Origin of the sequence: Leifsonia sp. Leaf264 (assembly GCF_001422325.1) — a bacterium.
In the GTDB taxonomy this organism is placed as follows: Bacteria; Actinomycetota; Actinomycetes; order Actinomycetales; family Microbacteriaceae; genus Orlajensenia.
In genome coordinates, this window is the sequence record NZ_LMMR01000007.1 from 159,169 (window position 1) to 181,248 (window position 22,080).

The 22,080-nt window shown below is 68.1% G+C and carries 22 protein-coding genes and 1 tRNA gene; 16 read left to right on the top strand and 7 right to left on the bottom strand.

Translation table 11 applies throughout. The features are described from left to right. The first annotated feature begins 49 nt into the window (after positions 1–49). The 10 genes from ASF30_RS16550 (at position 50) to ASF30_RS16595 (ending at position 9,053) form a co-directional block, all read left to right on the top strand. Positions 50–487 (top strand): hypothetical protein, encoded by a 438-nt coding sequence (locus ASF30_RS16550; RefSeq protein WP_055909196.1) that lies wholly within the window; start codon positions 50–52, stop codon positions 485–487. A 90-nt stretch (positions 488–577) separates the two neighbouring features. Then, a complete protein-coding gene (locus ASF30_RS16555; protein WP_055909199.1) occupies positions 578–1,597 on the top strand; it encodes a LacI family DNA-binding transcriptional regulator in 1,020 nt (339 codons plus the stop codon). Between the two features lie 206 nt (positions 1,598–1,803). After that, positions 1,804–3,468: a glycoside hydrolase family 13 protein gene (locus ASF30_RS16560; protein WP_055910389.1), complete on the top strand. Its 1,665-nt coding sequence runs from the start codon at positions 1,804–1,806 to the stop codon at positions 3,466–3,468. 104 nt (positions 3,469–3,572) lie between these two features. Next, on the top strand, positions 3,573–4,940 hold the full coding sequence (locus ASF30_RS16565; protein WP_055909201.1) for an ABC transporter substrate-binding protein: 1,368 nt from the start codon (positions 3,573–3,575) through the stop codon (positions 4,938–4,940). Positions 4,941–5,083: 143 nt separating this feature from the next. Next, a complete protein-coding gene (locus ASF30_RS16570) occupies positions 5,084–6,064 on the top strand; it encodes a carbohydrate ABC transporter permease (RefSeq protein WP_200918471.1) in 981 nt (326 codons plus the stop codon). Beyond that, positions 6,061–7,035 (top strand): carbohydrate ABC transporter permease, encoded by a 975-nt coding sequence (locus ASF30_RS16575; RefSeq protein ID WP_055909203.1) that lies wholly within the window; start codon positions 6,061–6,063, stop codon positions 7,033–7,035. Before ASF30_RS16570 ends, ASF30_RS16575 begins: the two co-directional genes overlap by 4 nt. Positions 7,036–7,292: 257 nt before the next feature. Next, positions 7,293–7,365: transfer RNA gene (locus tag ASF30_RS16580), tRNA-Arg, on the top strand. 168 nt (positions 7,366–7,533) lie between these two features. Then, positions 7,534–7,917: a VOC family protein gene (locus tag ASF30_RS16585; RefSeq protein WP_055909205.1), complete on the top strand. Its 384-nt coding sequence runs from the start codon at positions 7,534–7,536 to the stop codon at positions 7,915–7,917. Positions 7,918–7,968: 51 nt separating this feature from the next. Further along, positions 7,969–8,328 carry an A1S_2505 family phage non-structural protein gene (locus tag ASF30_RS16590; protein ID WP_055909207.1) on the top strand — a complete coding sequence of 120 codons (360 nt, stop codon included), beginning with the start codon at positions 7,969–7,971 and terminating at the stop codon, positions 8,326–8,328. Beyond that, positions 8,328–9,053 (top strand): DUF5995 family protein, encoded by a 726-nt coding sequence (locus tag ASF30_RS16595; RefSeq protein WP_055909209.1) that lies wholly within the window; start codon positions 8,328–8,330, stop codon positions 9,051–9,053. Before ASF30_RS16590 ends, ASF30_RS16595 begins: the two co-directional genes overlap by 1 nt. Here ASF30_RS16595 and ASF30_RS16600 read toward each other — a convergent pair. From ASF30_RS16600 to ASF30_RS22845, 7 genes are all read right to left on the bottom strand, one after another. After that, the gene (locus tag ASF30_RS16600) at positions 9,013–9,651 is read right to left on the bottom strand and encodes a signal peptidase I (protein WP_055909212.1); all 639 of its coding nucleotides are present in this window, start codon (positions 9,649–9,651) and stop codon (positions 9,013–9,015) included. The genes ASF30_RS16595 and ASF30_RS16600 overlap by 41 nt on opposite strands. Beyond that, positions 9,648–10,481, bottom strand: a complete 834-nt coding sequence (locus tag ASF30_RS16605) for a hypothetical protein (RefSeq protein WP_055909215.1) — start codon at positions 10,479–10,481, stop codon at positions 9,648–9,650. Before ASF30_RS16605 ends, ASF30_RS16600 begins: the two co-directional genes overlap by 4 nt. Then, positions 10,478–11,125 carry a TasA family protein gene (locus ASF30_RS16610; RefSeq protein ID WP_055909218.1) on the bottom strand — a complete coding sequence of 216 codons (648 nt, stop codon included), beginning with the start codon at positions 11,123–11,125 and terminating at the stop codon, positions 10,478–10,480. The genes ASF30_RS16605 and ASF30_RS16610 overlap by 4 nt, the downstream gene beginning before the upstream one ends. 48 nt (positions 11,126–11,173) lie before the next feature. Further along, positions 11,174–11,737: an alternate-type signal peptide domain-containing protein gene (locus ASF30_RS16615; protein WP_055909221.1), complete on the bottom strand. Its 564-nt coding sequence runs from the start codon at positions 11,735–11,737 to the stop codon at positions 11,174–11,176. Positions 11,738–12,701: 964 nt separating this feature from the next. Further along, positions 12,702–13,139 (bottom strand): MarR family winged helix-turn-helix transcriptional regulator, encoded by a 438-nt coding sequence (locus tag ASF30_RS16620; RefSeq protein ID WP_055909223.1) that lies wholly within the window; start codon positions 13,137–13,139, stop codon positions 12,702–12,704. Between the two features lie 293 nt (positions 13,140–13,432). Continuing rightward, entirely contained in the window at positions 13,433–15,070 is a 1,638-nt protein-coding gene (locus ASF30_RS16625) for an MFS transporter (protein WP_055909228.1), read from the bottom strand. Then, a complete protein-coding gene (locus tag ASF30_RS22845) occupies positions 15,067–15,219 on the bottom strand; it encodes a hypothetical protein (RefSeq protein ID WP_157497479.1) in 153 nt (50 codons plus the stop codon). The genes ASF30_RS16625 and ASF30_RS22845 overlap by 4 nt, the downstream gene beginning before the upstream one ends. A 91-nt stretch (positions 15,220–15,310) precedes the next feature. Between ASF30_RS22845 and ASF30_RS16630 the strand changes: the two genes are divergently transcribed. From ASF30_RS16630 to ASF30_RS16655, 6 genes are all read left to right on the top strand, one after another. After that, positions 15,311–15,826 carry a MarR family winged helix-turn-helix transcriptional regulator gene (locus tag ASF30_RS16630; RefSeq protein WP_055909230.1) on the top strand — a complete coding sequence of 172 codons (516 nt, stop codon included), beginning with the start codon at positions 15,311–15,313 and terminating at the stop codon, positions 15,824–15,826. A 21-nt stretch (positions 15,827–15,847) separates the two neighbouring features. Next, complete coding sequence (locus ASF30_RS16635) at positions 15,848–17,611, top strand: cation:proton antiporter (RefSeq protein WP_055909232.1); 1,764 nt, start codon at positions 15,848–15,850, stop codon at positions 17,609–17,611. Between the two features lie 205 nt (positions 17,612–17,816). After that, positions 17,817–18,971 (top strand): LLM class flavin-dependent oxidoreductase, encoded by a 1,155-nt coding sequence (locus tag ASF30_RS16640; RefSeq protein ID WP_055909233.1) that lies wholly within the window; start codon positions 17,817–17,819, stop codon positions 18,969–18,971. Beyond that, positions 18,958–20,124 carry an amino acid ABC transporter permease gene (locus ASF30_RS16645; RefSeq protein WP_082467976.1) on the top strand — a complete coding sequence of 389 codons (1,167 nt, stop codon included), beginning with the start codon at positions 18,958–18,960 and terminating at the stop codon, positions 20,122–20,124. Before ASF30_RS16640 ends, ASF30_RS16645 begins: the two co-directional genes overlap by 14 nt. Then, the gene (locus tag ASF30_RS16650; RefSeq protein ID WP_121003798.1) at positions 20,121–20,951 is read left to right on the top strand and encodes an amino acid ABC transporter ATP-binding protein; all 831 of its coding nucleotides are present in this window, start codon (positions 20,121–20,123) and stop codon (positions 20,949–20,951) included. The genes ASF30_RS16645 and ASF30_RS16650 overlap by 4 nt, the downstream gene beginning before the upstream one ends. A gap of 109 nt (positions 20,952–21,060) precedes the next feature. Continuing rightward, positions 21,061–22,071 (top strand): ABC transporter substrate-binding protein, encoded by a 1,011-nt coding sequence (locus tag ASF30_RS16655; protein ID WP_055909235.1) that lies wholly within the window; start codon positions 21,061–21,063, stop codon positions 22,069–22,071. The last annotated feature ends 9 nt before the right edge of the window (positions 22,072–22,080 follow it).

A 22,080-nucleotide genomic window follows, 5' to 3' on the forward strand; every position in this document is an offset into this window, starting at 1 on the left:
GCTTTGCACCATCCGTTCCACCCGCAACACACAGGGGAGATCCACACCCATGAAGACAAACCGCCCGGCCATCATCGCCGCCATCGCCGTTTCCGCGGCCCTGCTGTTCACAGGCTGCGCCTCGGGCTCGTCGAGTGACTCGACGGCCTCCGCGCAGAACTGCGACACCCTCCGTTCCGAGGTGCGCGACATCAACAACGGCGCGCAGAACACCCTCGCTGGCGACCTGTCGGCCGGTCAGGCCGACGCCAAGGCCTACTTCGACACCCTCGACGAGCGGGTCGACGCCCTCTCCGACGAGTGGGACGACAACAAGGCCGTCGACAAGGCCCTCGACGGCCTGAGTGACGCTCTCGACGCCGGTGAGGACTACATCGCCACGGTGCCGACCGATCCCGAGCAGCTCGACGCCGACGCGCAGACCAAGGCGATGACCGACATCTCCGACGCTGCAGCCGCCGTCAACACGGCCTGCACGGCCAAGTAGTCGCACGCACGACAGGCGCCCTCGATCGTCCGCTCCGGCGGATGATCGAGGGCGCACGTGTTTGCGCGATTAAGTCGTACACTTGCGGGCATGTCGAGACGGTTGGCGGATGTCGCACGCAAGGTCGGAGTCAGTGAAGCCACGGTGAGCCGGGTGCTCAACAACAAGCCCGGCGTCTCGGAGGCCACTCGGCGTACAGTCCTCACCGCCCTCGACGTGCTCGGCTACGAGCGGCCGACCAAGCTGCGCGGGGAGCGGGCGCGGCTCGTCGGCCTCGTGATGCCCGAGCTGCAGAATCCGATCTTCCCGGCCTTCGCCGAGGTGATCTCGGGCGGGCTCGCGCAGAACGGCTACACGCCGGTGCTCTGCACCCAGACTGCCGGCGGGATCTCGGAGTCTGACTACGTGGAGCTGCTGCTGCACCAGCAGGTCTCCGGCGTGATCTTCGTCGGCGGCGCCTATGCGCAGGCCGACACCTCGCACGACCACTACGAGCGGCTGCGCGAGCTCAACCTGCCGACGGTGCTCGTGAACGCCCCTGTGCCCGACCTCGACTTCGCCACGGTCTCGTGCGACGACAGCGTGTCGATGGAACAGGCCTTCAGTCACCTGATGCAGCTGGGCCACAGCGAGATCGGCATCCTGCTGGGCCCGACGGACCACATGCCGTCGCGCCGCAAGCTCGAGGCGGCGGAGCGGATCGCCGGCGCGACGGGCCTCGACCTGCCCGCACGGCGCATCGTGCACTCGCTGTACTCGCTCGAGGCGGGCCAGGCGGCGGCGACCAGGCTGCTCAAGGAGGGCGTCACTGCAATGGTGTGCGCCAGCGACCCGATGGCCCTCGGCGCCGTGCGAGCCGTGCGACGGGCCGGCCTGCGCGTGCCGGAGGACATCTCGGTGATCGGCTACGACGACTCCGCGCTCATGAACTGCACCGAGCCGCCGCTGACCACAGTGCGCCAGCCCATCGAGTCCATGGGCCGCATGATCGTGGAGCTCCTGATGCGGCAGATGACCAGCGGCTCGCCGATCACCGACGAGCTCTACTTCGCACCGGAGCTCGTGGTGCGGGCGTCGACCGGGCGCGCGGCGGTGCCGGCGGCTCGCTGAGCGGGCGCCCGAACGGATCACTTGCGCCGCCGACGCACGAAACTTTACGCAGATCCGAGCAAGCTGCTTGCAGATTGTTGAGTTGTTGCGTCAATCTGTTACAAACACTACGTTCGACCTCACGCCGATGGAGTCGCTCGTAGAACCAGCCCTCCGCGGTGCGCACGAACCCGTGCGACACGCGATGAGGAGCATTCCGAGTGACCATGTCCGTACTCGATGCCGGAACCCCGGAGCAGGCAGCAGCTGATGCCCTGTGGTGGCGCAGTGCCGTCATCTACCAGGTCTACGTGCGCAGCTTCGCCGACAGCGATGGCGACGGGACCGGCGATCTGCGCGGGGTGCGCCAGCACCTGCAGTACCTCAAGGACCTCGGCGTCGACGCCATCTGGTTCAACCCGTGGTACCCGTCGCCGCTGGCCGACGGCGGCTACGACGTCAGCGACTACCGCGACATCCACCCCGCGTTCGGAACCCTCGACGAGGCCGAACTGCTCATCAGTGAGGCACTGGCTCTCGGCATCCGCACGATCATCGACATCGTCCCGAACCACGTCAGCGATCAGCATCCGTGGTTCCAGCAGGCCATCGCCGCCGGTCCCGGATCGCCCGAGCGGGAGCGCTTCTGGTTCCATCCCGGACTCGGCCAGAACGGCGACGAGATGCCCAACCACTGGGTCTCGAACTTCGGCGGCGACACCTGGACCCGCACCACCAACGCCGACGGCACGCCGGGCGAGTGGTACCTGCACCTGTTCACTCCCGAGCAGCCCGACCTCAACTGGAACCACCCCGACGTCGTCGCCGAGCACGAGGACATCCTGCGTTTCTGGTTCGATCGCGGTGTCGCGGGCGTGCGCATCGACTCGGCCGGCCTCCTCATCAAGGACCCCTCGCTCGCCGAGGTGCCGGAGAACCCCGGGCCGGGCGAGCACCCCACCGAGGACCGCGACGAGGTGCACGACGTCTACCGCGCCTGGCGCCGGATCGCCGACTCCTACGAGGGCACCCGCGTGCTCGTCGGCGAGGTCTGGGTACCGGATGCGAAGCGCTTCGCCGACTACCTCCGCCCCGACGAGATGCACACGGCCTTCAACTTCGACTTCATGTCACGGCCATGGGGCGCCGCCGAGTTCCGCGCCTCGATCGACCTCATGCTCGCCGCCCACGCCCCTGTCGGGGCGCCGAGCACCTGGGTGCTGTCCAATCACGACGTGACCCGGCCGGTCACCCGCTACGGCCGTGAGGACTCGTCGTTCGCCTTCGTGAAGAAGCGCTTCGGCACCCCCACCGACATCGTCCTCGGCACTCGCCGTGCCCGAGCGGCCGCCCTGCTCACGGCCGCTCTTCCCGGATCGCTCTACATCTACCAGGGCGACGAGCTCGGCCTGCCCGAGGTGGAGCTGCCTACCACGCTGCTGCAGGATCCGATGCACTTCCGCTCGGGTGGCGTCGATCCCGGCCGTGACGGATGCCGCGTGCCGCTGCCGTGGCGCGGCACCGCCGCGCCCTTCGGCTTCAGCCCAGGCGAGGCATCGATGGAGCCGTGGCTGCCGCAGCCCGACGACTGGGCGGCGCTCACGGTCGAGGCGCAGGAGGCCGACCCGGCCTCGATGCTCAGGCTCTACCGCGAGGCCCTCCGCATCCGTCGACAGGAGGAGGAACTCGGCGACGGCGACCTCACCTGGGTCGGCGACTCCGGAGACGTCCTCGCCTTCAGGCGCGGCCCGCACTTCCTGTGCGTGACCAACCTCTCGAGCACTGCCGTCGAGCTCCCGGAGCACGACGCCATCCTGCTCGCCAGCGGCCCGCTCGACGGCGGCCTGCTGCCCACGGACTCCACGGCCTGGCTGCGCATCACGCCCAGCTGATCGGGAGGCGGGCGGGTGACATCCGGCCCGCGGAATCACGTACGACCCAGCACCAACCCACCACCACCACACAACAGAAACACAGCACCGAAAGGACCACGACAATGAAGTCAGCAGCCAAGGTCGCGATCGCGTCATTCGCCGCGCTCGCCCTGGTCGGCACGCTCGCCGGCTGCGGCACGGGATCGGGAGAGGACGGCGGAAAGCTCCAGCTCCGCGTCGCCACCTTCCCGCCCGGCGCCGATCAGGCCGCCTACGACGCCTTCGCCGTTCAGGAGAAGCAGTTCGAGAAGCTCAACCCCGACATCGACGTCATCGGCGTCGAGTACGAGTGGAAGGCCCCGACCTTCGCGGCCCAGCTCGCGGGCGGCAGCCTCCCCGACGTCTTCACCGTGCCGTTCACCGACACCAAGACCCTGCTCGAGAACGGCCAGCTCATGGACGTGACGAAGGAGGTCAAGGACCTCGGGTACGCCGACAAGTTCAACCCGATCATCCTCGGGGAGGTGCAGGACGACAAGGGCAACATCTTCGGCTTCCCGCGCCAGGCGTACGCCATGGGCCTGCACTACAACCGCGACCTGTTCACCGCCGCCGGCCTCGACCCCGACCAGCCTCCGACCACCTGGGACGAGGTGCGCGCCGACGCCAAGGCCATCGCCGAGAAGACCGGCAAGGCCGGGTACGCCACGATGACGATGGGCAACACCGGCGGCTGGCAGCTGACCGCGCAGTCCATCTCGCGCGGCGCCGAGATGCAGAAGGACAACGGCGACGGCACCTACACGTCGACGCTGAACAACGAGGGCACCAAGGCGACGCTCGAGTACTTCCACGACCTGCGCTGGGAGGACGACTCGATGGGCGACAACTTCCTGCTCGACTGGGGAAGCATCAACCAGGAGTTCGCCGCCGGAAACCTGGGCATGTACACCAGCGGGTCCGACGTCTACACCGCACTCGTGCGCGACTTCTCGATGAAGCCCGAGCAGTACGGACTGACCGTCATCCCCACCGACGGCGCTGACGCCGGCGTGCTCGGCGGCGGCGACATCGCCGTCATGAGCCCGAAGATCGACGACGCCCACAAGGACGCCGGCGTGAAGTGGATCGACTGGTACTACATGCAGAAGCTGCTGAACAAGGATGCCGCCCAGGCCGACGCCAAGGCTCTCGCCGACAGCGACCAAGCCGTCGGAACGCCGGTCCTCCCGGTGCTCGACAAGGCCACCTACGACCAGCAGCAGGAGTGGATCAAGCCCTACGTGAACGTGCCGACCGACCAGATGGCCGGCTTCTTCGACGGCATCTTCGACCAGAAGCCCGTCGGCGAGTTCAAGGGGCAGACCCAGCCCATCTACGGCCTCCTCGACAACGTCATCCAGGCCGTGCTGACCGACAAGAACGCCGATGTCGACGCCCTCCTCACGAAGGCCGACACCGACGCCCAGGCCCTGCTCGACGCCCAGTAGGACGGGACCACGACGGATGCCGGTTCCCACGTTCAGCGGGGAACCGGCATCCGCCACCCGACCTCTCACCACCCAGATCGTCCAGCCGGGTCGCCCGGCCTCCACCAGGGTCACCGCCGCCCCACACGAAGGAACCTCTCACCATGACAGTCACGGATGATCCTCCCGTGGTCCGAGACACTGCTCCGCCCCTGCCCCCGACATCGGTGCCCCAGAAGAGGAAGCGCCGGCGCAATCCCGCGACCTGGGTGCGCGGCGGCGGGCTGTCGAACCTGGTGTTCCTCGCCCCGATGCTCGTGGTGTTCACCGTGTTCAGCTGGTCGCCGATCGTGCAGTCGGTGGTCATGAGCTTCCAGAAGACCAACCTCGTGCAACCGGCCACCTGGGTGGGGCTCGACAACTTCGAGCGCGTGCTGAGCGACCCCATCCTCGGCACGGCGATCCTCAACACCCTCTACTTCGCGCTCCTCGCCCTCATCTTCGGCTTCCCGATCCCGCTGTTCCTCGCCGTGCTCATGAGCGAGGTCAAGCGAGGCAAGGGCCTCTACAGCGCCCTCGCCTACATGCCCGTCGTCATCCCGCCCGTCGTCGCCGTGCTGCTCTGGAAGGTCTTCTACGACGCCAGCCCGAACGGCGTCTTCAACACCGTGCTGGGCTGGGTCGGCATCCCGCCGCAACCATGGCTGCAGAGCGCCGCGACGGCCATGCCGTCCCTCGTGATCGAGGCGACCTGGGCTGCGGCCGGCGGCTCGATCATCATCTACCTCGCCGCGCTCATCAGCGTGCCGCCGGAGCTCTACGACGCCGCCGAGGTCGACGGTGCCGGCATCTGGCGCAAGGTCTGGCACGTCACGGTGCCGCAGCTGCGCGGCGTGCTGTTCATCATGCTCATCCTGCAGATCATCGCGACGTCGCAGGTGTTCCTCGAGCCCTACCTGTTCACGGGCGGTGGGCCCAACAATGCGACGCTCACGATCCTGCTGCTCATCTATCGCTACGCGTTCCAGAACTCCCTCGGCGGCGACTACGGGGAGGCCACGGCGCTGAGTCTCATGCTCGCGATCTTCCTCGGCCTCATGAGCTGGGCCTACTTCAAGCTGACCGAACGATGGAGCACCAATTGACCACGAGTGTGAGCTCGGACACCGCCGGCCGCCGGACTCTGATCAGGAGCAGCAAGGGCCGCCGCCGGACGACGCGCAAGTCCCTCGACGACTCGGTCGACCGTGGAGTGCTCTCGGACTACGAACGTCGGGGAAGGGGAGTGCGCGCCTCGATGACGGGAGTGCACATCGTGCTCTTCGTCGGCCTCGTGATCGCGGGCCTCGGACCCATCCTGTGGCTGGCGAAGGCAGCGGTGACCCCGACGCAGGACACACTGCAGCATCCGTTCGAGCTGTGGCCGAACGGCATCGACTGGGCGAACCTGTCGTCGGCCTGGAACGACGTGCACATCGACCAGTACTTCGTGAACACGCTGGTGATCGCGGCCGGGTCCTGGCTGTTCCAGGTGCTCGTGGCGACGACGGCGGGCTACGCCCTGTCGGTGCTGAAGCCGAAGTACGCCCCGATCCTCAACATGGCCGTGCTCGCCACGATGTTCATTCCGGCCGTCGTGCTGCTGGTGCCGCTGTACCTGACCATCCTGCATCCGCCGATCATCGGGGCGTCGATGCTGAACACCTATTGGGCCGTGTGGCTGCCCGCTGCCGCCAACGCCTTCAACATCCTGTTGGTCAAGCGCTTCTTCGACAACCTGCCCCGCGAGGTGTTCGAGGCTGCGAAGACCGACGGCGCCGGCCCGTTCCGCGTGTTCTGGTCGATCGTGCTGCCGATGTCGCGGCCGATCCTCGGCGTGGTCTCGGTGTTCGCGATCATCGCGGCCTGGAAGGACTTCCTCTGGCCGCTGCTGGTGCTGCCCGACCCCGCCGTGCAGCCGCTGTCGGTGCGGCTGCCCGCGATCCAGTCGCAGACCGAGCTCGACGTGTTCCTCGCGGCGCTCGCCATCTCGACGATCATCCCGGTGGCGCTGTTCCTCATCTTCCAGCGGCTGTTCCTGCGCAGCGCCGGCCTCGGGGGTGCCGTCAAGGGGTGACGGATGCCGCTCCTCCCGGGACGCGCCCATCCGGGCGTGCTGCCGCCCTCCGACGGCGCTGTCGGGCGCATCCTTCCTCCGACGGCGCAGGGTGCTCGGTGCGTCGTCGGAGCGAAGCTGCGCCGCACGGGAGGAGGGCGCGCCGGAGCGCCACCGCGCGCGCCAGGCGGCGGCATCCGTCCCTCGAATTGGTGAGACGCCACTGTCTGGGATATAGTCTGTAGGTTGCTTCCGGCCGGTTGGCCGGCGGAGAACATGCGCCCGTAGCTCAACGGATAGAGCATCTGACTACGGATCAGAAGGTTGGGGGTTCGAATCCCTCCGGGCGCACATCAGGCCCCGTCTCACGACGGGGCCTTTTCCGTTTCCCGGTGCGTGCTCTCGGCGCCGTCCTGCGGACCCGGCGGGGGTTGGATGACCTGGCGGAGGTTCCTGCATCCGCCCGATCACCGAACCCCCGCCAGGTCGGTCGGTGCGACGCTGGCGTATCGTGTTCGCATGCCGGAGCGCCCGATACTCGCCATCCAGACCGTCACCATCCCCGTTGCCGACCAGGACCGGGCGCTCGCCTTCTACCGCGACGTGCTCGGCTTCGAGGTCACCGCCGACAACGCCTTCGGCGATCAGCGCTGGCTGTCGGTGGCGCCGGCGGGCAGCTCGGTGGACTTCACCCTGCACCCGCCGTTCCCCGGACAGGCCGGCCCCGGGTGGCAGCAGGGCATCGTGCTGCACACCGACGACATCGCCGGCGTGGTTGCGGCCTTGACGGCGGCGGGTACCGAGGTCTCCGACCCCGAGTCGGTGGGCTGGGGCACGCAGGCCCAGTTCTCCGATCCCGACGGCAACGGGTTCGTACTGCTGCAGCAGGGACCGGCAGCGTAAGGCGCCCAAACGACCATTGCGCATCCGTCGGCCGCGGAGCATCGTGGTCGCATGATCACAACCCTCGGTCCCGACGAGATCTTCGTGTTCGGCTCGAATGCCAGCGGCGCGCACGGTGGCGGTGCGGCCAGGTTCGCCGCCGACCACTTCGGAGCCCTGTGGGGCCAGGCCGAGGGTCTGCAGGGGCGGTCCTACGGCATCGACACCATGAGCGGCCTGCCCACCATCGAGAGGCAGGTCGCGACGTTCCTCGAGTTCGCGAGGGAGCATCCGGAGCTCCGCTTCCTCGTCACGGAGATCGGATGCGGCATCGCCGGGTACGCCCCCGACCAGATCGCTCCGTACTTCAGCGACGCCACGCAGAACGTCGTGCTGCCCGAAGCCTTCGTGCACGTCCTCGAGGCGCGATGATGGCCGGCGTGCTCACGGTCGTGGACCCTTCGACGCCGATCGGGAAGGTCGTGCGCGATCTCGACGCCGTGCGTGCTCCGTTGACGAGGGCCGATGGCATCGCCGTGTTCGTCGACGTCTACCGCGAGGTGACGGCTCTCGTTGCGAAGCGAGTGACGGACCGCACCTTCGAGGACCCCGACTTCATCGAGGTGCTCGACGTCGTGTTCGCGGGCCTGTTCCTCGCCGTGCCGAAGGCGCTCGCCGCCGGTGAGCCGGTGTCGAAGGCGTGGGAGCCCCTGGTGGAGCGCCGGGCGCTGCGTCTCTTCCCGCTGCAGTTCGCCCTCGCCGGCATGAACGCGCACATCAACCACGACCTCGCCGTGGCCGTCGTGAAGGTGTGCGTGAAGAAGAAGCGCGACCCGTCGTCGGGATCGATCCATGCCGACTTCGTGCGCATCAACGACGTCCTCGGTGAGCTCGTGCGACCCATCCGCCAGTCGTTCCTCGAGAAGGCCGTCGTCGAGCACGGCGCCGCCATCACCCCGCTCGCCGACCTCCTCACCAACTTCTCGATGGAGAAGGCGCGGGACGCGGCCTGGGCGTCGGCGCTCACGCTCTACGCCGTGCGCGACGTGCCGTTCGTGCGCGACCTCACCAGACAGACCCTGGCGAGCACGGTCGGGCTCGTCGGTCGTCAGCTGCTCACGCCGTTCGATCCGCTGGGACGCCTTCCTGGGCGCTGACGGATGCCTCATGGTCGGCATCCGTCGTCGAATCCGCGTCGGAACCACGGCGGCGGCGCATCGAGACGATCACGCCCGAGACGATCATGAAGGCCGCGTAGCCGAACAGGGCGATGGCCAGGCCCGGCACGATCCACGAGCGGGCATCTCCGTTGACCGCTGCGTTGACCCAACCCACGAGGGGGATGCTGTACCAGAGGCGGCCCTTGAGTTGGTCTGCGACGACGGGAGGGTCCTCGACGGCGTTGTTGTCGCCCTTCGTGGTGAAGGTGTAGCTGCCGTCGCTGGCCGAGGTGACGGCGATGACGCGGTGGGTGATGACCTCGGGTTCGCCCGAACGGATCTGGTAGGTGACGACGTCGCCGACCCGCACGTCGGCAGGCTCCACCGGACCGACGACGACGAGGGTGCCCGGCGGAAGGGTCGGCTCCATCGACTGCGTGAGCACTGTGAGCGGCGTAGCGCCGCCCACCTTGGGAACGACGATGAGGAGGGCGGCCAGGGCGATCACGAGAGCGAGCAGGCCGAAGCTGAGGCCGATGCCGACGTAGTGCAGCAGCCCGCGCTCTCGCGGGGCCTCGTTCCGGGTGATGGTCATGGATTCCTCCGTTGACGTCTGCGGAGCGGCAGGAGCACGGCGAGCGCTCCTCCCGTGATGAGGGCGACGGATGCGAGCAGCCAGGTGAGCGCGTCGGTTCCGGTCGAGGAGAGGGAGCCGCCGAGCGCTCCTGTGGGGCCCGAGGCGCCGGCGGGGACCGCCGGTGATGATGGCTGCGGCGTCGGATCCGGCGCGGGCACGGTGGGTGCCGGGGTGGGCGTGGGCTCCGGGGTTCCGGGATCGGGGTCGCCGAGAACCGGCAGGTGGGCGCCGTCGCCGTCGCACTCGCCGTCCTCGACCCAGGGAGCGCCCGCCTCGCGCATCCCGACGGCGAGCGTCGCGCTCGCCGTCGCGTCCTGTGCCAGGGAGCCGGAGACGTCGCCCATGGCCAGCCGGATCGTGACGGGAATCGTCTCGCCGGGCAGCAGGTACTGCTCGCCGAGCAGGAGGAAGCACGACTCCGCGGTGGCGAAGCTCATGCGTGCCCCGGACGGCTGGGTCGTGGTCGTGGCGCGCAGGGACAGGGCTGCGGCGTAGTCGGGATCGTCGACGTTCACGTCGGTGGCGTTCACGCGGATGACGAGCGCCGATGTGCCGTCATTGCGCACCCAGAGTCGCGCCGTCTCGCGCTGGCCGGGGACGATGGCCCCGATGCCCGCGAAGAGCGCTCCGTGCGGTTGGGCGGTGAACGTCACGCCGTCGCGGCTGAAGGATGCGGCATCCGCCGGCGCAGCGGATGCCGCCGATGTCGCGGACGCTGCGATGCCGATGAACGCCAGGGCGACTGCCGCGGCGCTGAGGATGCGAAGGCTTCGAGGGCGCGAGCTCACGACTGGGTCGCGGTGTAGGTGACGAGGAACTGCACCGCACCGCCCGAGACGCTCTGTGGAGCGTTGGGGTCGAGCTTCACGTCGAGGCAGTAGGTGACGCCGGTGGTGGACGAGGGGGAGGCCGTGAAGGTGTCTGAAGACAGCGCCACCGACTTCGTGGAGTCGGGGTTGAGGGCACCGCCTACCGGGGCGGCGGTCCCAGTCCCGGCTGGGGATGTCGTGCACGTCGTGCTGGCTGGGATGCGTCTCGTCGTGACGATGAGTGAGCTGGCCAGGCCGTTCACGTTCGTGCCGTTGATGACGGACACGGAGGACGTCAGCGTCGCGGCGCTGTCGCCGGTGTACTGGACCTCATACGTCGAGGTGACCGAGGTTCCCGGCATGAGCTTGGTGCCCGCGAGATTCACCGTGGCCGAGGCGTTGCCATTGATCTTCAGGCTCAACGACCCCGCCTGGATGGTGCCGGCAGAAACCGTCGCCTGGCTGTTCCAGAGGGCGAAGGTACCGCCTGATGTCGCGATGGTGACGGCGCAGACCGCGAGGATCGCGCCGACGAGGATCGAGAGTCGACCCTGCAGGGAGGAGGAGCCGCGCTCACGGCGCACCGGAACTGCTGCCTCTGACGGCTTCTTCGGATTGCGCATGAACTCCTCCTCCCTTCGGGTGCGTGACTTCGGGTGTGGTGCGATCGGTTACGGGGTCGGTGCGACCAGGTTGCCGTTGGTGGTCTGCTTCAACTGGAGCCCGACGCTGCCGAGGTTGACCGTGCCGTTCTTGCCGGTCGTCGAGTTGGGGTTGAACGCGACCGTGATCGTGAAGTTCACAAGGGTGTCTGTTGCACCGTTGCCAGGGGTCACGACGAATACGTTCGTGTTCCCGCTCTCGTTCACGACAGCGGAGTTGCCCGACGATGCGTCGAAGGTGACGAGGGCATCCGGGATCGTGCTGACGATTCCGGATTCCGTGGCTGTCAGCTCGGCCGTGAGGTCGTGACCGTCCGCGAGGAGGTGCACCGAGCCCGTGTACTTGAGCCTGTTTCCGGGAACGATTTTGTAGTTGGCGACGTCACCGATAGCGGCGCCGGTGACGTCGTTCGTCCACGATCCGCTCTGGTTGTCGAGTGCCAGGTTGCCGGCCGTGATCGTGCCGGCGCCAACGGTGCGGCTGTCGTTCCACAGTGCGAAGGTTCCCGCACCGCCGAGGAGGAGGGCGATGCCGGCGGCGCCTGCGATCGACCCCTTGATGATCTTGTTCATGTGTTGCATTTCCTTCCGGATGTGCGTGCCGTCGCGCGAGCGCACCACGAAGTGGTGCGGCCGTGTCGGCCCGAAGTCGCGCCTCACGCGAGGCGGAACACTGATGTAGGGCTGAGTGCTGAGAACTCGTCGGCTTTCACCGACGTGTACCTCGGGGCCGACAGTAACTGTCCGCATAACTACCTACCTAGCGATGTACCCCGGAATTCCTGCACCCAGTACTGGTGTCACACCAACGGGGGACGAGGGGGCGTCCCGGCGACGGACGCGCCGCATCGAGCTGCAGCCCCGGCTGTCGCGCATGGAATCGTGCGTAGCGCGCTCGAAACCGCATCCGTCTCGGCTATTTCGCACGTGATCGCCGATCTGTGCGCGAGCCCCGAAAGACGCGAGTGCACCCCGATGGGCCGACTTCCTCGTCCACGTCCTCATCCATGAGGACATCTGTACCCCGACGTTTTTCGACCGTTTCATCGGTCACCTCAGTCGGCGGGTGAGGGAGCCAGCTCCTGGTCCTTCGGCCCCCACGTCCCCCACTCGGGGTACTTGTGGTGGCCCGCACGCACACTAGGCTCACCTCAAGGTGTCTGCCACGCGGATGCCCCAACCCGATTACGCGTCACTACCGAGCGCCGCTCTTTGCGCACTCCTGTGACGGCACACACGTCAGCCGACCCGAAAGGCACGTGGACATGGAGCCCGAACTCCGTCTGCCCACACTGGAGCACCGCGCTCCGGCTGTGCTCGGTCATGCCCCGACTGCGCTTCGCGCGGTATCAGGGAGCCTGTGTGGCGCGCCATCGGTGTGCTCTCGACGGGCCATGTTCGGGTAGCCCGGCCGAGATGGCAATCCTGCGAGGGACTGCCGCGATGGGGCGGGGAGTAGGGTCTCCGTCCCATCGTTCCTTTTAACGGGCCTGCACTGGCAGCGCGTTATCGGGCCCGCACCGGCAGCGCGCGACCCTCAGGCCTCGGCGCCGCGCAGCTTGTCGCAGAGTCGCGAGAGTTCAGTGAGCTCGGCGGTGTCGAGCCTGGTCCCGACGCGCTGGCTGATCGACTCGGCATGCTCGACGGCGACCCGGCGGTAGGCGTCGTAACCGGAATCCGTCAACGTCACGATCGCACCTCGTCCATCGGTCGGGTCGGTGATCTTGTCGAGGAAGCCGCGCGAGACGAGGCGGTCGACCAGGCGGCTCACGCTGGGCTGCGTGAGCAGTACGTGCTTGTTGAGATCGCGCAGGCGCAGGCTGCGGTCAGGCTGCCGCGAGATGTTGAACATCACGTCGTATTCGTTGAACGAGATGTCGTGCGCGGGGAACTCGTGGGTCAACGTGCGCATCACAGCGACCTGCGCGCGGAACAGCGACTCCCACGCTCCGACGGCCGTTGCTTTGTTCGACATGCCCTGTCCTCCCCTTCGAGGTACAAGGATAGGGTGTCGACGACCCCTGCCGTGCGCATCTGAGCCTGTCCAGACGTGATTTCCGAGTCCGCCCGGACGTGATTGAGGGCCGGTCGTTGAGGCTAACGACCGGCCCTCTCCCTTGCACCAAGAGTGTCCTGCAATCACATTCCGCGTCAGCCGCCACAGCAAACAACTGACGCTGAATTGAATATATAACGAAGAGGTAACGGCCGCTAGTACCCCGAACATGAATTCTCAGAATTCACATGAGTCCCATAGGAATGCGGGTCTCAGGCGGCTGGAGCGGCGGCCGTGTCTGTCGCCGGTGAGCCGGTCCGCTCGTCCTCGCGCGGTCGGCCCGAGCCGAGCGAGATCGTGGCGAGCAGGCCGAGCGCGAGGAATCCGGCGGCGGTGAACGCGGAGTAGCGCGTCGCGTCGCTGAACGCCTCGCGGGCGGCATCCGCTGCGGCCGGTGACTTCTCCTCGACGGCCGGGATGGCGGAACCCGAGCTGTCGACCACGAGGCCGACGAGCTGCTCACGGGTGGCGGCATCCGGAACCGCCGACTCCAACCGGGAGTCGAATCCGTTGCCCAGCGAGGTGAACAGCACGGTGCCGAGGATGGCGATTCCGAGGGCGGAGCCGAACTGGCGCGCCGTGCTCTGGGTGCCCGATGCCTGTCCGCTCTGTTCGACCGGCACATCGGCGAGAACCACGCCGGTGAGCTGGGCCGTCGCCAGGCCGACGCCGAAGCCGTAGATGAAGAGGCCGATCACGATCTGCCACCACGGGGTGTCGACCGAGATCACGAGAGCCACCAGCACCAGGCCGATGATCTCGAAGAGGATGCCGGCGCGCACGATCCAGACGGGGGCGAACCGCCGACCGAACGTTCCAGCCGCTCCACTCGCCGCGAAGGAGCCGATCGCCAGCGCGAGCAGGATGTACCCCGTCTGCAGGGCGTCGTAGCCGAGCACGTTCTGCAGCCAGAGCGGCAGCGAGAGGATGATGCCGAACTCGCCGAGGGAGACGATGAGGGCCGCGATGTTGCCGTTGCGGAACGACGCCAACCGGAAGAGCGAGAAGGCGATCATCGTGCTCTGGCCGCGTTTCTGGCGCCGCAGTCCCCACCAGACGAAGGCAGAACCGGCCACGACGGTGATCGCGAAGGCGATGGGGATGGGGGAGATGGTCAGCGGCCAGGTCCAGTCGCCGAACGTGAGACCGTCCTCGGCGAGCCACCAGCCATAGGTGCGGCCCTCGATCAGGCCGAACACCAGGCTCGCCGAGGTGATCACCGAGAGCACGGCACCGAACACGTCGACCCGTGACGGATGCGCCGCCTTCGACTCCGTGACGGCGAACATCGCCCCAACCACGATGAGGATGCCGAGCGGCACGTTGATGCCGAAGGCCCAGCGCCACGAGTACTCGGTGGTGAGCCATCCGCCCAGCAGTGGTCCGACCGCGGCCATGCCGCCGATCGTGGAGCCCCAGACGGCGAAGGCGATGCCGCGCTCACGGCCGCGGAAGGTCGCGTTGATGAGCGAGAGCGTCGTCGGCAGGATCATGGCGCCGCCGATGCCCTGGATGACGCGCGAGAAGATCAGGAACTCGCCCGTCGGCGCGAGCGCGGCCATGATGCTGGCCGCGGCGAAGATCGAGATGCCGATGATCAGCATCCGTCGTCGTCCCCACTGGTCGGCGAGGGTGCCGAACACGAGCAGCAGTGCCGCGAAGACCAGGGTGTAGCTCTCCTGCACCCACTGCACCTGCGTCGAGCTGATGCCGAGGTCGTCGATGATCGACGGGATGGCAACGTTGACGATCGTGGAATCCACGATGATCAGCGCCACGGCGAGGCTGATGACGACGAGGCCCAGCCAGCGGCGGCGGTCGGGGGCGGTCGACGGATGCTGCTCGCTCATGTCGCGGGTCCTTCCGGTTCGGTCACGTCGTCGAGGAACGCCGCGATGACGACCTGCTCCTCGGGGGTGAAGTCAGCGAGAGTCTCTCGAACGGCCCGCTCGGTGCGGAGCCGCTGCTCGTGCAGGGTCTCGCCTTCCCGTTGCTCCATCGTGCCTCCATCCGCAGAACTTTTGTCTCTGTAGTGATAAATCTCGGTCAACGAGAGTTTATTCCTGACGTCGTTCCGCCACAATGAGACTGTGGACGAATCAGGCGTCGCCGACCCGGTCGGTGAGGAGAGCGGGGAGCGCGACCAGCTCCGCCGGATCACCCGCGCCCACCAACGACTGCACGCCGCGACCGAGCAGGTGTCGAGCGCGTTCGCTACGCTGCAGGGCCTGCACCAGATCGATCTCGAGGCCCTGCTGGCCGTGATGAACGCCGAGCAGGCCGGATCACCGCTCACCCCGGGCCAACTCGGCGCGGCCGTGCGCCTGAGCTCCGCCGCGACGACGGGACTGATCGACCGCCTCGAACGCGCCGGACACCTCGAGCGCCGCCGGGACGACACGGATCGCCGACGCGTGCACCTGCACTACGCCGACGCCAGCATGCGCGTCGCCGAGCAGTTCTTCGGTCCGTTGGGGCGCATCTCCTCCGAGCTGCTGGCCCGGTACACGCCCGAGGAGCGTGAGCTCATCACCGGCTATCTCGACGCTGCGGCCGACGGCATGGCCGCCCACGCGCACGCCCTGCAGGAGCACGGCGACGACTGATCACCCACGAGGGGGGAACGCATGGACGTGCTGGTCATCGGAGTGCTCGGAGTGCTCGCCATCGTGCTCGCGGCGCAGGCGTCGGGTCGCCTCGGCGTCGCAGCCCCCCTGCTCCTGGTGGTGCTCGGCATCGGCGTCAGCCTGCTCCCGTTCGTCGGCGACATCGAGGTCGAACCGGAGTGGATCATCGCCGGAGTCCTCCCGCCGCTGCTGTACTCCGCCGCTGTGTCGATGCCCACGATGGAGTTCCGGCGGGACTTCAGGTCGATCGCCGGCCTCTCGGTCATCCTCGTCGTGCTGAGTTCCGTGCTCCTCGGCTTCCTGTTCGCCTGGCTCATCCCCGGGCTCGGATTGGCCGCGGGCATCGCCCTCGGGGCCATCGTGAGCCCCACGGATGCCGTGGCCACGTCGATCGTCAAGAAGCTCGGCGTCTCGCCGCGCATAGTCGCCGTCCTCGAGGGCGAGAGCCTCCTGAACGACGCGACGGCTCTCGTGCTGCTGCGATCGGCCATCGCCGCGACCGCCGCCACAGTTACGTTTTGGGGGGTCTTGGGCGATTTCGCCTACGCCGTCGCTGTCGCCGCCGTGATCGGCATCGCGGTGGGTTGGCTCAACCTGCGCCTCAGGCACCGCGTCAAGGATGCCGCCGTCAACACGGCCATCTCCTTCACCATCCCGTTCATCGCCTCAGTTCCCGCCGAGGCCCTCGGCGCCTCGGGGCTGGTCGCAGCCGTCGCCGCCGGGATCGTCACCGGAGCCGGAGCGGCACGGTGGCTCACCCCGTCCCACCGCTTCTCCGACGCCCAGAACTGGCGCACCATCGAACTGCTGCTGGAGGGTGCGGTGTTCCTGGTCATGGGACTCGAGCTCTCGACGATCCTCGACGACGCCCGGTCCGACGGCGACGTGCTGTGGAAGGCCGTGTGGATCGGCCTCGTCGCGCTGGTGGCCACAGTGCTCATCCGTGCGGCCTATGTGGGCCCGCTCCTGCAGGGGTTGGCGCGTTCGGCGAAGCGCAAGGCGGCCCGCACCCAGCAGTTCGGCGCCATCCAGGATCGCATCGACCAGATGGAGGCGGGGAGTCCGGCTGTCGGTGACGGGCCGAACGAGGACAATCCGCTCCGCAGCCGCGGCATCCCGCCCGGCGACCCGACGCGCATGGAGGACCGGCCGATCCCGAAGCTTCGCCCCGGCGATGCGCAGAGGTTCCGCGACCGCGTGGTGCGCTACGTCGCCGACGTCGACTACATGCAGGCCGAGCCCCTCGGCGTCAAGCAGGGCGCCGTCGTCGTCTGGGCCGGCATGCGCGGGGTCGTCACCCTCGCGGCAGCCCAGACGCTGCCGCAGGGTACGGAGTCGCGCTCGCTGCTGGTGCTCATCGCCTTCGTCGTGGCGGCGTCGTCCCTCCTCATCCAGGGCGGGACTCTCGGTTGGCTCGCCCGTCGCCTCGGGCTCACCGGCATCGGCGTGAACCTCGAGGAGCGCGAGAGGCTCTCGGCCGAGCTGGGCGAGGTTTCGATGAAGGTGTTCACGGACAAGGGCATCGACCCGCGCGAGATGATGCGCCGACCCGACGATGACACGGGATCCGACGTTCCCGACCCGAAGCCGGACTTCCAGCGCGTGCGGGCCATGCGCGTCGAGATGATCGAGGCGCAGCGGGTGCGCCTGCTCGAGCTGCAGAAGACCGGCACGTACTCGTCGGCCGCGCTCACCTGGGCGCTGCAGTCCCTCGACGCCGACCAGATCAGCATGGAACTGCACGCGCCCGACGCCGGCGAGTAGTGCCCGTCGCGCCGAGGCGCGCCCATCTCATTGCACGCTCTCATTGCACGCTCTCATTGCACGCGGATGCCGCTGGTGCCAGCATCCGTCGCCGCTGTGACGCTCCGTGACGATAGTGACGAACTGTGAAACACGGCGCTGGTCAGGGCCTGCGGCTGCGCCATACCTTCTGGGCATCACCCGCTGCACAGGAAGGAAGCCAGCCATGCCCATCGAATTCCTCGGAATCGCCGGTCTGAACGACGGCGGCGAGACCCGCGCCCGGAGCGGCGCCAGTTTCGACAAGGACTACACCCTCAGGTTCGCCAGGGCCCACGAGGACAACGGCTGGGACCGCATCCTGTTCGCCTACCACTCGGGTTCGCCCGACCCGGCGACGGCCGCGGCGTACATCGCGAGCAAGCTCGACCACCTGCAGATACTGCTCGCGCACCGCCCCAACGTGTCGTACCCGACCTACGCGGCCAAGGTCTTCGCCACACTCGACCAGATCAGCGACGGCCGGCTCAGCGTGCACTTCATCACCGGCGGCAGCACGGCCGACCAGGCTGCGGAGGGCGACTTCCTCACCAAGGACGAGCGCTACGCCCGCACCGGCGAGTACATCCGCATCGTCAAGCAGGCCCACACCAGCCGCACGCCGTTCAGCCACGAGGGCGAGCACTACAGGTTCGAGAACTTCGTGAGCGACATCTTCCCGGTGCAGCAGCCGCGGGTGCCGATCTCCTTCGGCGGATCGTCGCCGGCTGCCTACGCCGTGGGTGCGGCCGAGGCCGACGTCTTCGCGCTCTGGGGTGAGCCGCTCAGCGACACCGCCGCGCAGATCGAGACCATCCGGGCCGCAGCCCGGGCGGCGGGACGCAGCACGCCGCCGCGCATCCAGGTGGCGTTCCGCCCGATCATCGCCCCGACGGATGCGCTGGCCTGGGAGAAGGCCGAGCGCATCCTCGGGCAGATCGGGCAGCGTGCAGCCGGCCTCCGGGAGACGGCGCCCGCGTTCCTCTCCGCCCCCGCGGAGAACGCCGGAACCCAGCGCCTGCTCGAGATCGCCGACCGCGGCGACCGTCACGATCGCGCCCTCTGGACCAAGCCGGCCCGCCTCACGGGCGGACGCGGCAACTCGAACGCGCTCGTCGGCAGCCCGGAGACCGTGACGGCGGCCCTCCTCGACTACATCGACCTGGGTGTCGACATCATCTCGGCCCGCGGCTACGACTTCATCGACGACACCATCGACTTCGGCCGCTACGTCATCCCGCTGGTGCGCGACGAGGTGCGCCGGCGCGACGCCGCCCGTGCGCCGCTCGGCTCGGCATCGGCCTCCGACACCCGCGACGGGGTGCGTCATGACGCCGCCTGACGCCGGAACGCCGGTGCAGAACCGGACCACACAGGTCACGGATGCTGCATCGCCGGATGCCGCGACCACCGATGCTGCGGCATCCGCCGTCGCCGACGTGCCGCCCACCGTCGTGAACCGCGCCGCCGCCTCGACGGCGGCGGGCAGGGGCCCGGACGGCCAGCTCGAAGTGGTGCATCCGAAGCACTGGACCCGCTGGATCCTGAGCGCCATCGCCGTCTTCGTCGTGGCCCAGTTCGTCTGGTCGCTCGCCACCAACGAGCAGTACCAGTGGGACGTCTTCGCGGAGTACTTCTTCAGCGACGCCGTGCTGAAGGGACTCGGTCTCACGCTCTGGCTCACCGTGATCGCCGGGGCCATCGGCTTTGCACTCGGCGGACTCCTCGCCATAGCCCGCCTGTCGAAGTCGGCGCTGTTGAACTCGCTGGCGTGGAGCTTCATCTGGTTCTTCCGCTCGGTGCCCCTCGTGGTGCAGCTGGTGGTCTGGTACAACCTCGGCTACCTCTATCCGCAGCTGGGACTGGGCTGGCCGTTCACGACGGACTTCTGGATCGGGTCGATCGACACCGTCACCCTGATCTCGTCGTTCGCGGCGGCTGTGCTCGGCCTCTCCCTGCACCAGGCGGCCTACTCGGCCGAGATCATCCGAGCCGGTATCCTCTCCGTCGACCAGGGACAGCTCGAGGCCGCGGCCGCTCTCGGCCTGCCCCGACGGGTGCGGTTCTTCCGCATCATCCTTCCGCAGGCCGCCCGGGCCATCGTGCCCAACGCCTTCAACGAGGTGATCGGCCTGGTGAAGGGCACTTCGGTGGTCTTCGTGGTCGCGCTGCCCGAGCTGTTCTACACGGTGCAGGTGGTCTACAACCGCAACCAGCTGGTCATCCCGCTGCTCCTCGTCGCGGTGGTCTGGTACGCCATCATCACGACGATCCTCTCGATCGCGCAGTTCTACATCGAACGCCGGTTCTCGCGCGGAGCTCTCCGCGTCCTGCCGCCCACTCCGATCCAGCGGGCCACGGGCTGGGTGCGCACGCAGTGGGCCCGGCTCGACGACAAGCCCGCGGCATCCGATGCCACCGATGCAGCCGAGGCCGAGGCCGAGGCAACCGTGCCGGCCGCCCAGCCCGCGCCCCAGACAGGAGCACTCCGATGAGCACCACCACGCGCCTCGCGCCCTCCTTCGACGAGAACATCACGGCGGCGGCCTCGCGCCGTCGCAGCGACGGCCACGTCGAGATCACCGGCGTGAGCAAGTCGTACGGCGCCCACGAGGTGCTGCACGACATCGACCTCACGATCGAGCCGGGGGAGGTCGTGGCGCTGCTCGGGCCGTCGGGCTCCGGCAAGTCGACCCTGCTGCGCGCGATCAACCACCTCGAGAGCGTCGACCGCGGATCCGTCACCATCGACGGCCAGTACATCGGCTACGAGCGCCGCGGCGACAAGCTCTTCGAGCTGCACGAGAAGGAGGTGCTGAAACGCCGCACCCAGGTCGGCATGGTGTTCCAGAACTTCAACCTCTTCCCGCACCTCACCGCCATCGAGAACATCGTCGAGGCCCCCATCGCCCTCGGACGGCTGAGCAAGACGGATGCCCGGGAGCTCGCACTCGGACTGCTCGCGCGGGTCGGACTCTCCGACAAGGCCGACCACTATCCGCGGCAGTTGTCCGGCGGTCAGCAGCAGCGTGTGGCCATCGCCCGCGCGCTCGCGCTGAAGCCCAAGGTGCTGCTGTTCGACGAGCCGACGAGTGCGCTCGACCCCGAGCTCGTCGGCGAGGTCCTCGCCGTCATCGGCGAGCTCACCAAGCTCGGCACCACCCTCGTCATCGTGACGCACGAGATCGGCTTCGCCCGCGAGGTGGCCGATCGCGTCGTGTTCCTCGACGGAGGCCGCGTGCTCGAACAGGGAACGCCGGCGCGGGTCCTGCTGCATCCGCAGCATCCGCGCACCAAGGACTTCCTCCGCAAGGTGCTCTGACCGGCACCTCGTCGCAATCGTTCCTTCCGGCACCCAGAGGCCGGAAGGGCTGACCCCGCGCGCCCGGACGGACGCAGCGGACAACCACATCCAGGAGAAGAGGCACATCATGGCAGTCAACAAGAAGAAGGTCGGCGTGATCGTCGGCGGCGTCGCCGTCGTCGCCATCGTCGGCGGGATCATCGCCGCCGTCGCGATCAACAACGGCGGCAGCACGGCAGAAGCCGCTCCGGCGCCCACCCCGACGTCGGAGGCGATCAAGTTCGACCTCACGAGCAAGAACGTCGAGGGCCGTCCGCGCATCGATCCCGTTCCCGAGGCCGTCGCTGCGCTCAAGGCGAGCGGGTTCAAGCCCATCACGGCCGGGACGCTCACCGTCGTCGGCAGCGCGTACATCCCGCCGCTCGGCTTCCTGGCCGAGGACGACAACTCCACCCTGCTCGGCAGCGAGCCCGACTTCGGCCAGCTCATCGCCGACGGCCTCGGGCTCAAGTTCAAGAACGAGGTCGCCCAGTGGGCCGACTGGCCCCTCGGCATCCAGTCGGGCAAGTACGACCTCATCACCTCGAACGTGACGGTGACCGAGGAGCGCAAGGACCTGTTCGACTTCGCCTCGTACCGCAACGACGAGCTCGGGTTCTACGTGCGCAGCGACAGCAAGATCACGTCCATCAAGGAAGCCAAGGACGTCGCCGGCCTCTCGATCATCGTGGGCTCCGGCACCAACCAGGAGAAGATCCTGCTCGCCTGGGATGAGGAGAACAAGGCGGCCGGGCTCGACCCCGTCGACTTCCAGTACTACGACGACGACGCGGCCGGAACCCTCGCGCTGCAGTCGGGACGCGTCGACGCGACGTTCGGGCCCAACGCCACCTCGGCGTACAAGGCGGCCGTCGACGGCAAGACCAAGCTGGTCGGCCTCGTGAATGGCGGCTTCCCCGCCAACGCGCAGATCGCGGCTGGCACGGCGAAGGGCAACGGTCTCATCGAAGCCGTGAACATCGTGCTGAACTACGCCATCGAGAACGGCCAGTACGACGCGATCCTCGAGCGCTGGGGCCTGGAGTCCGAGGGCATCGACAAGAGCGAGGTCAACCCGGCCGGACTCCCGCGCAGCTGACCGACCTGG

Coding starts and splice junctions, on each gene's coding strand:
- ASF30_RS16550 (WP_055909196.1), top strand. CDS start 50: ATGAAGACAAACCGCCCGGCCATCATCGCCGCCATCGCCGTTTCCGCG.
- ASF30_RS16555 (WP_055909199.1), top strand. CDS start 578: ATGTCGAGACGGTTGGCGGATGTCGCACGCAAGGTCGGAGTCAGTGAA.
- ASF30_RS16560 (WP_055910389.1), top strand. CDS start 1,804: ATGTCCGTACTCGATGCCGGAACCCCGGAGCAGGCAGCAGCTGATGCC.
- ASF30_RS16565 (WP_055909201.1), top strand. CDS start 3,573: ATGAAGTCAGCAGCCAAGGTCGCGATCGCGTCATTCGCCGCGCTCGCC.
- ASF30_RS16570 (WP_200918471.1), top strand. CDS start 5,084: ATGACAGTCACGGATGATCCTCCCGTGGTCCGAGACACTGCTCCGCCC.
- ASF30_RS16585 (WP_055909205.1), top strand. CDS start 7,534: ATGCCGGAGCGCCCGATACTCGCCATCCAGACCGTCACCATCCCCGTT.
- ASF30_RS16590 (WP_055909207.1), top strand. CDS start 7,969: ATGATCACAACCCTCGGTCCCGACGAGATCTTCGTGTTCGGCTCGAAT.
- ASF30_RS16595 (WP_055909209.1), top strand. CDS start 8,328: ATGGCCGGCGTGCTCACGGTCGTGGACCCTTCGACGCCGATCGGGAAG.
- ASF30_RS16600 (WP_055909212.1), bottom strand. CDS start 9,651: ATGACCATCACCCGGAACGAGGCCCCGCGAGAGCGCGGGCTGCTGCAC.
- ASF30_RS16610 (WP_055909218.1), bottom strand. CDS start 11,125: ATGCGCAATCCGAAGAAGCCGTCAGAGGCAGCAGTTCCGGTGCGCCGT.
- ASF30_RS16615 (WP_055909221.1), bottom strand. CDS start 11,737: ATGAACAAGATCATCAAGGGGTCGATCGCAGGCGCCGCCGGCATCGCC.
- ASF30_RS16620 (WP_055909223.1), bottom strand. CDS start 13,139: ATGTCGAACAAAGCAACGGCCGTCGGAGCGTGGGAGTCGCTGTTCCGC.
- ASF30_RS16625 (WP_055909228.1), bottom strand. CDS start 15,070: ATGAGCGAGCAGCATCCGTCGACCGCCCCCGACCGCCGCCGCTGGCTG.
- ASF30_RS22845 (WP_157497479.1), bottom strand. CDS start 15,219: ATGGAGCAACGGGAAGGCGAGACCCTGCACGAGCAGCGGCTCCGCACC.
- ASF30_RS16635 (WP_055909232.1), top strand. CDS start 15,848: ATGGACGTGCTGGTCATCGGAGTGCTCGGAGTGCTCGCCATCGTGCTC.
- ASF30_RS16640 (WP_055909233.1), top strand. CDS start 17,817: ATGCCCATCGAATTCCTCGGAATCGCCGGTCTGAACGACGGCGGCGAG.
- ASF30_RS16645 (WP_082467976.1), top strand. CDS start 18,958: ATGACGCCGCCTGACGCCGGAACGCCGGTGCAGAACCGGACCACACAG.
- ASF30_RS16650 (WP_121003798.1), top strand. CDS start 20,121: ATGAGCACCACCACGCGCCTCGCGCCCTCCTTCGACGAGAACATCACG.
- ASF30_RS16655 (WP_055909235.1), top strand. CDS start 21,061: ATGGCAGTCAACAAGAAGAAGGTCGGCGTGATCGTCGGCGGCGTCGCC.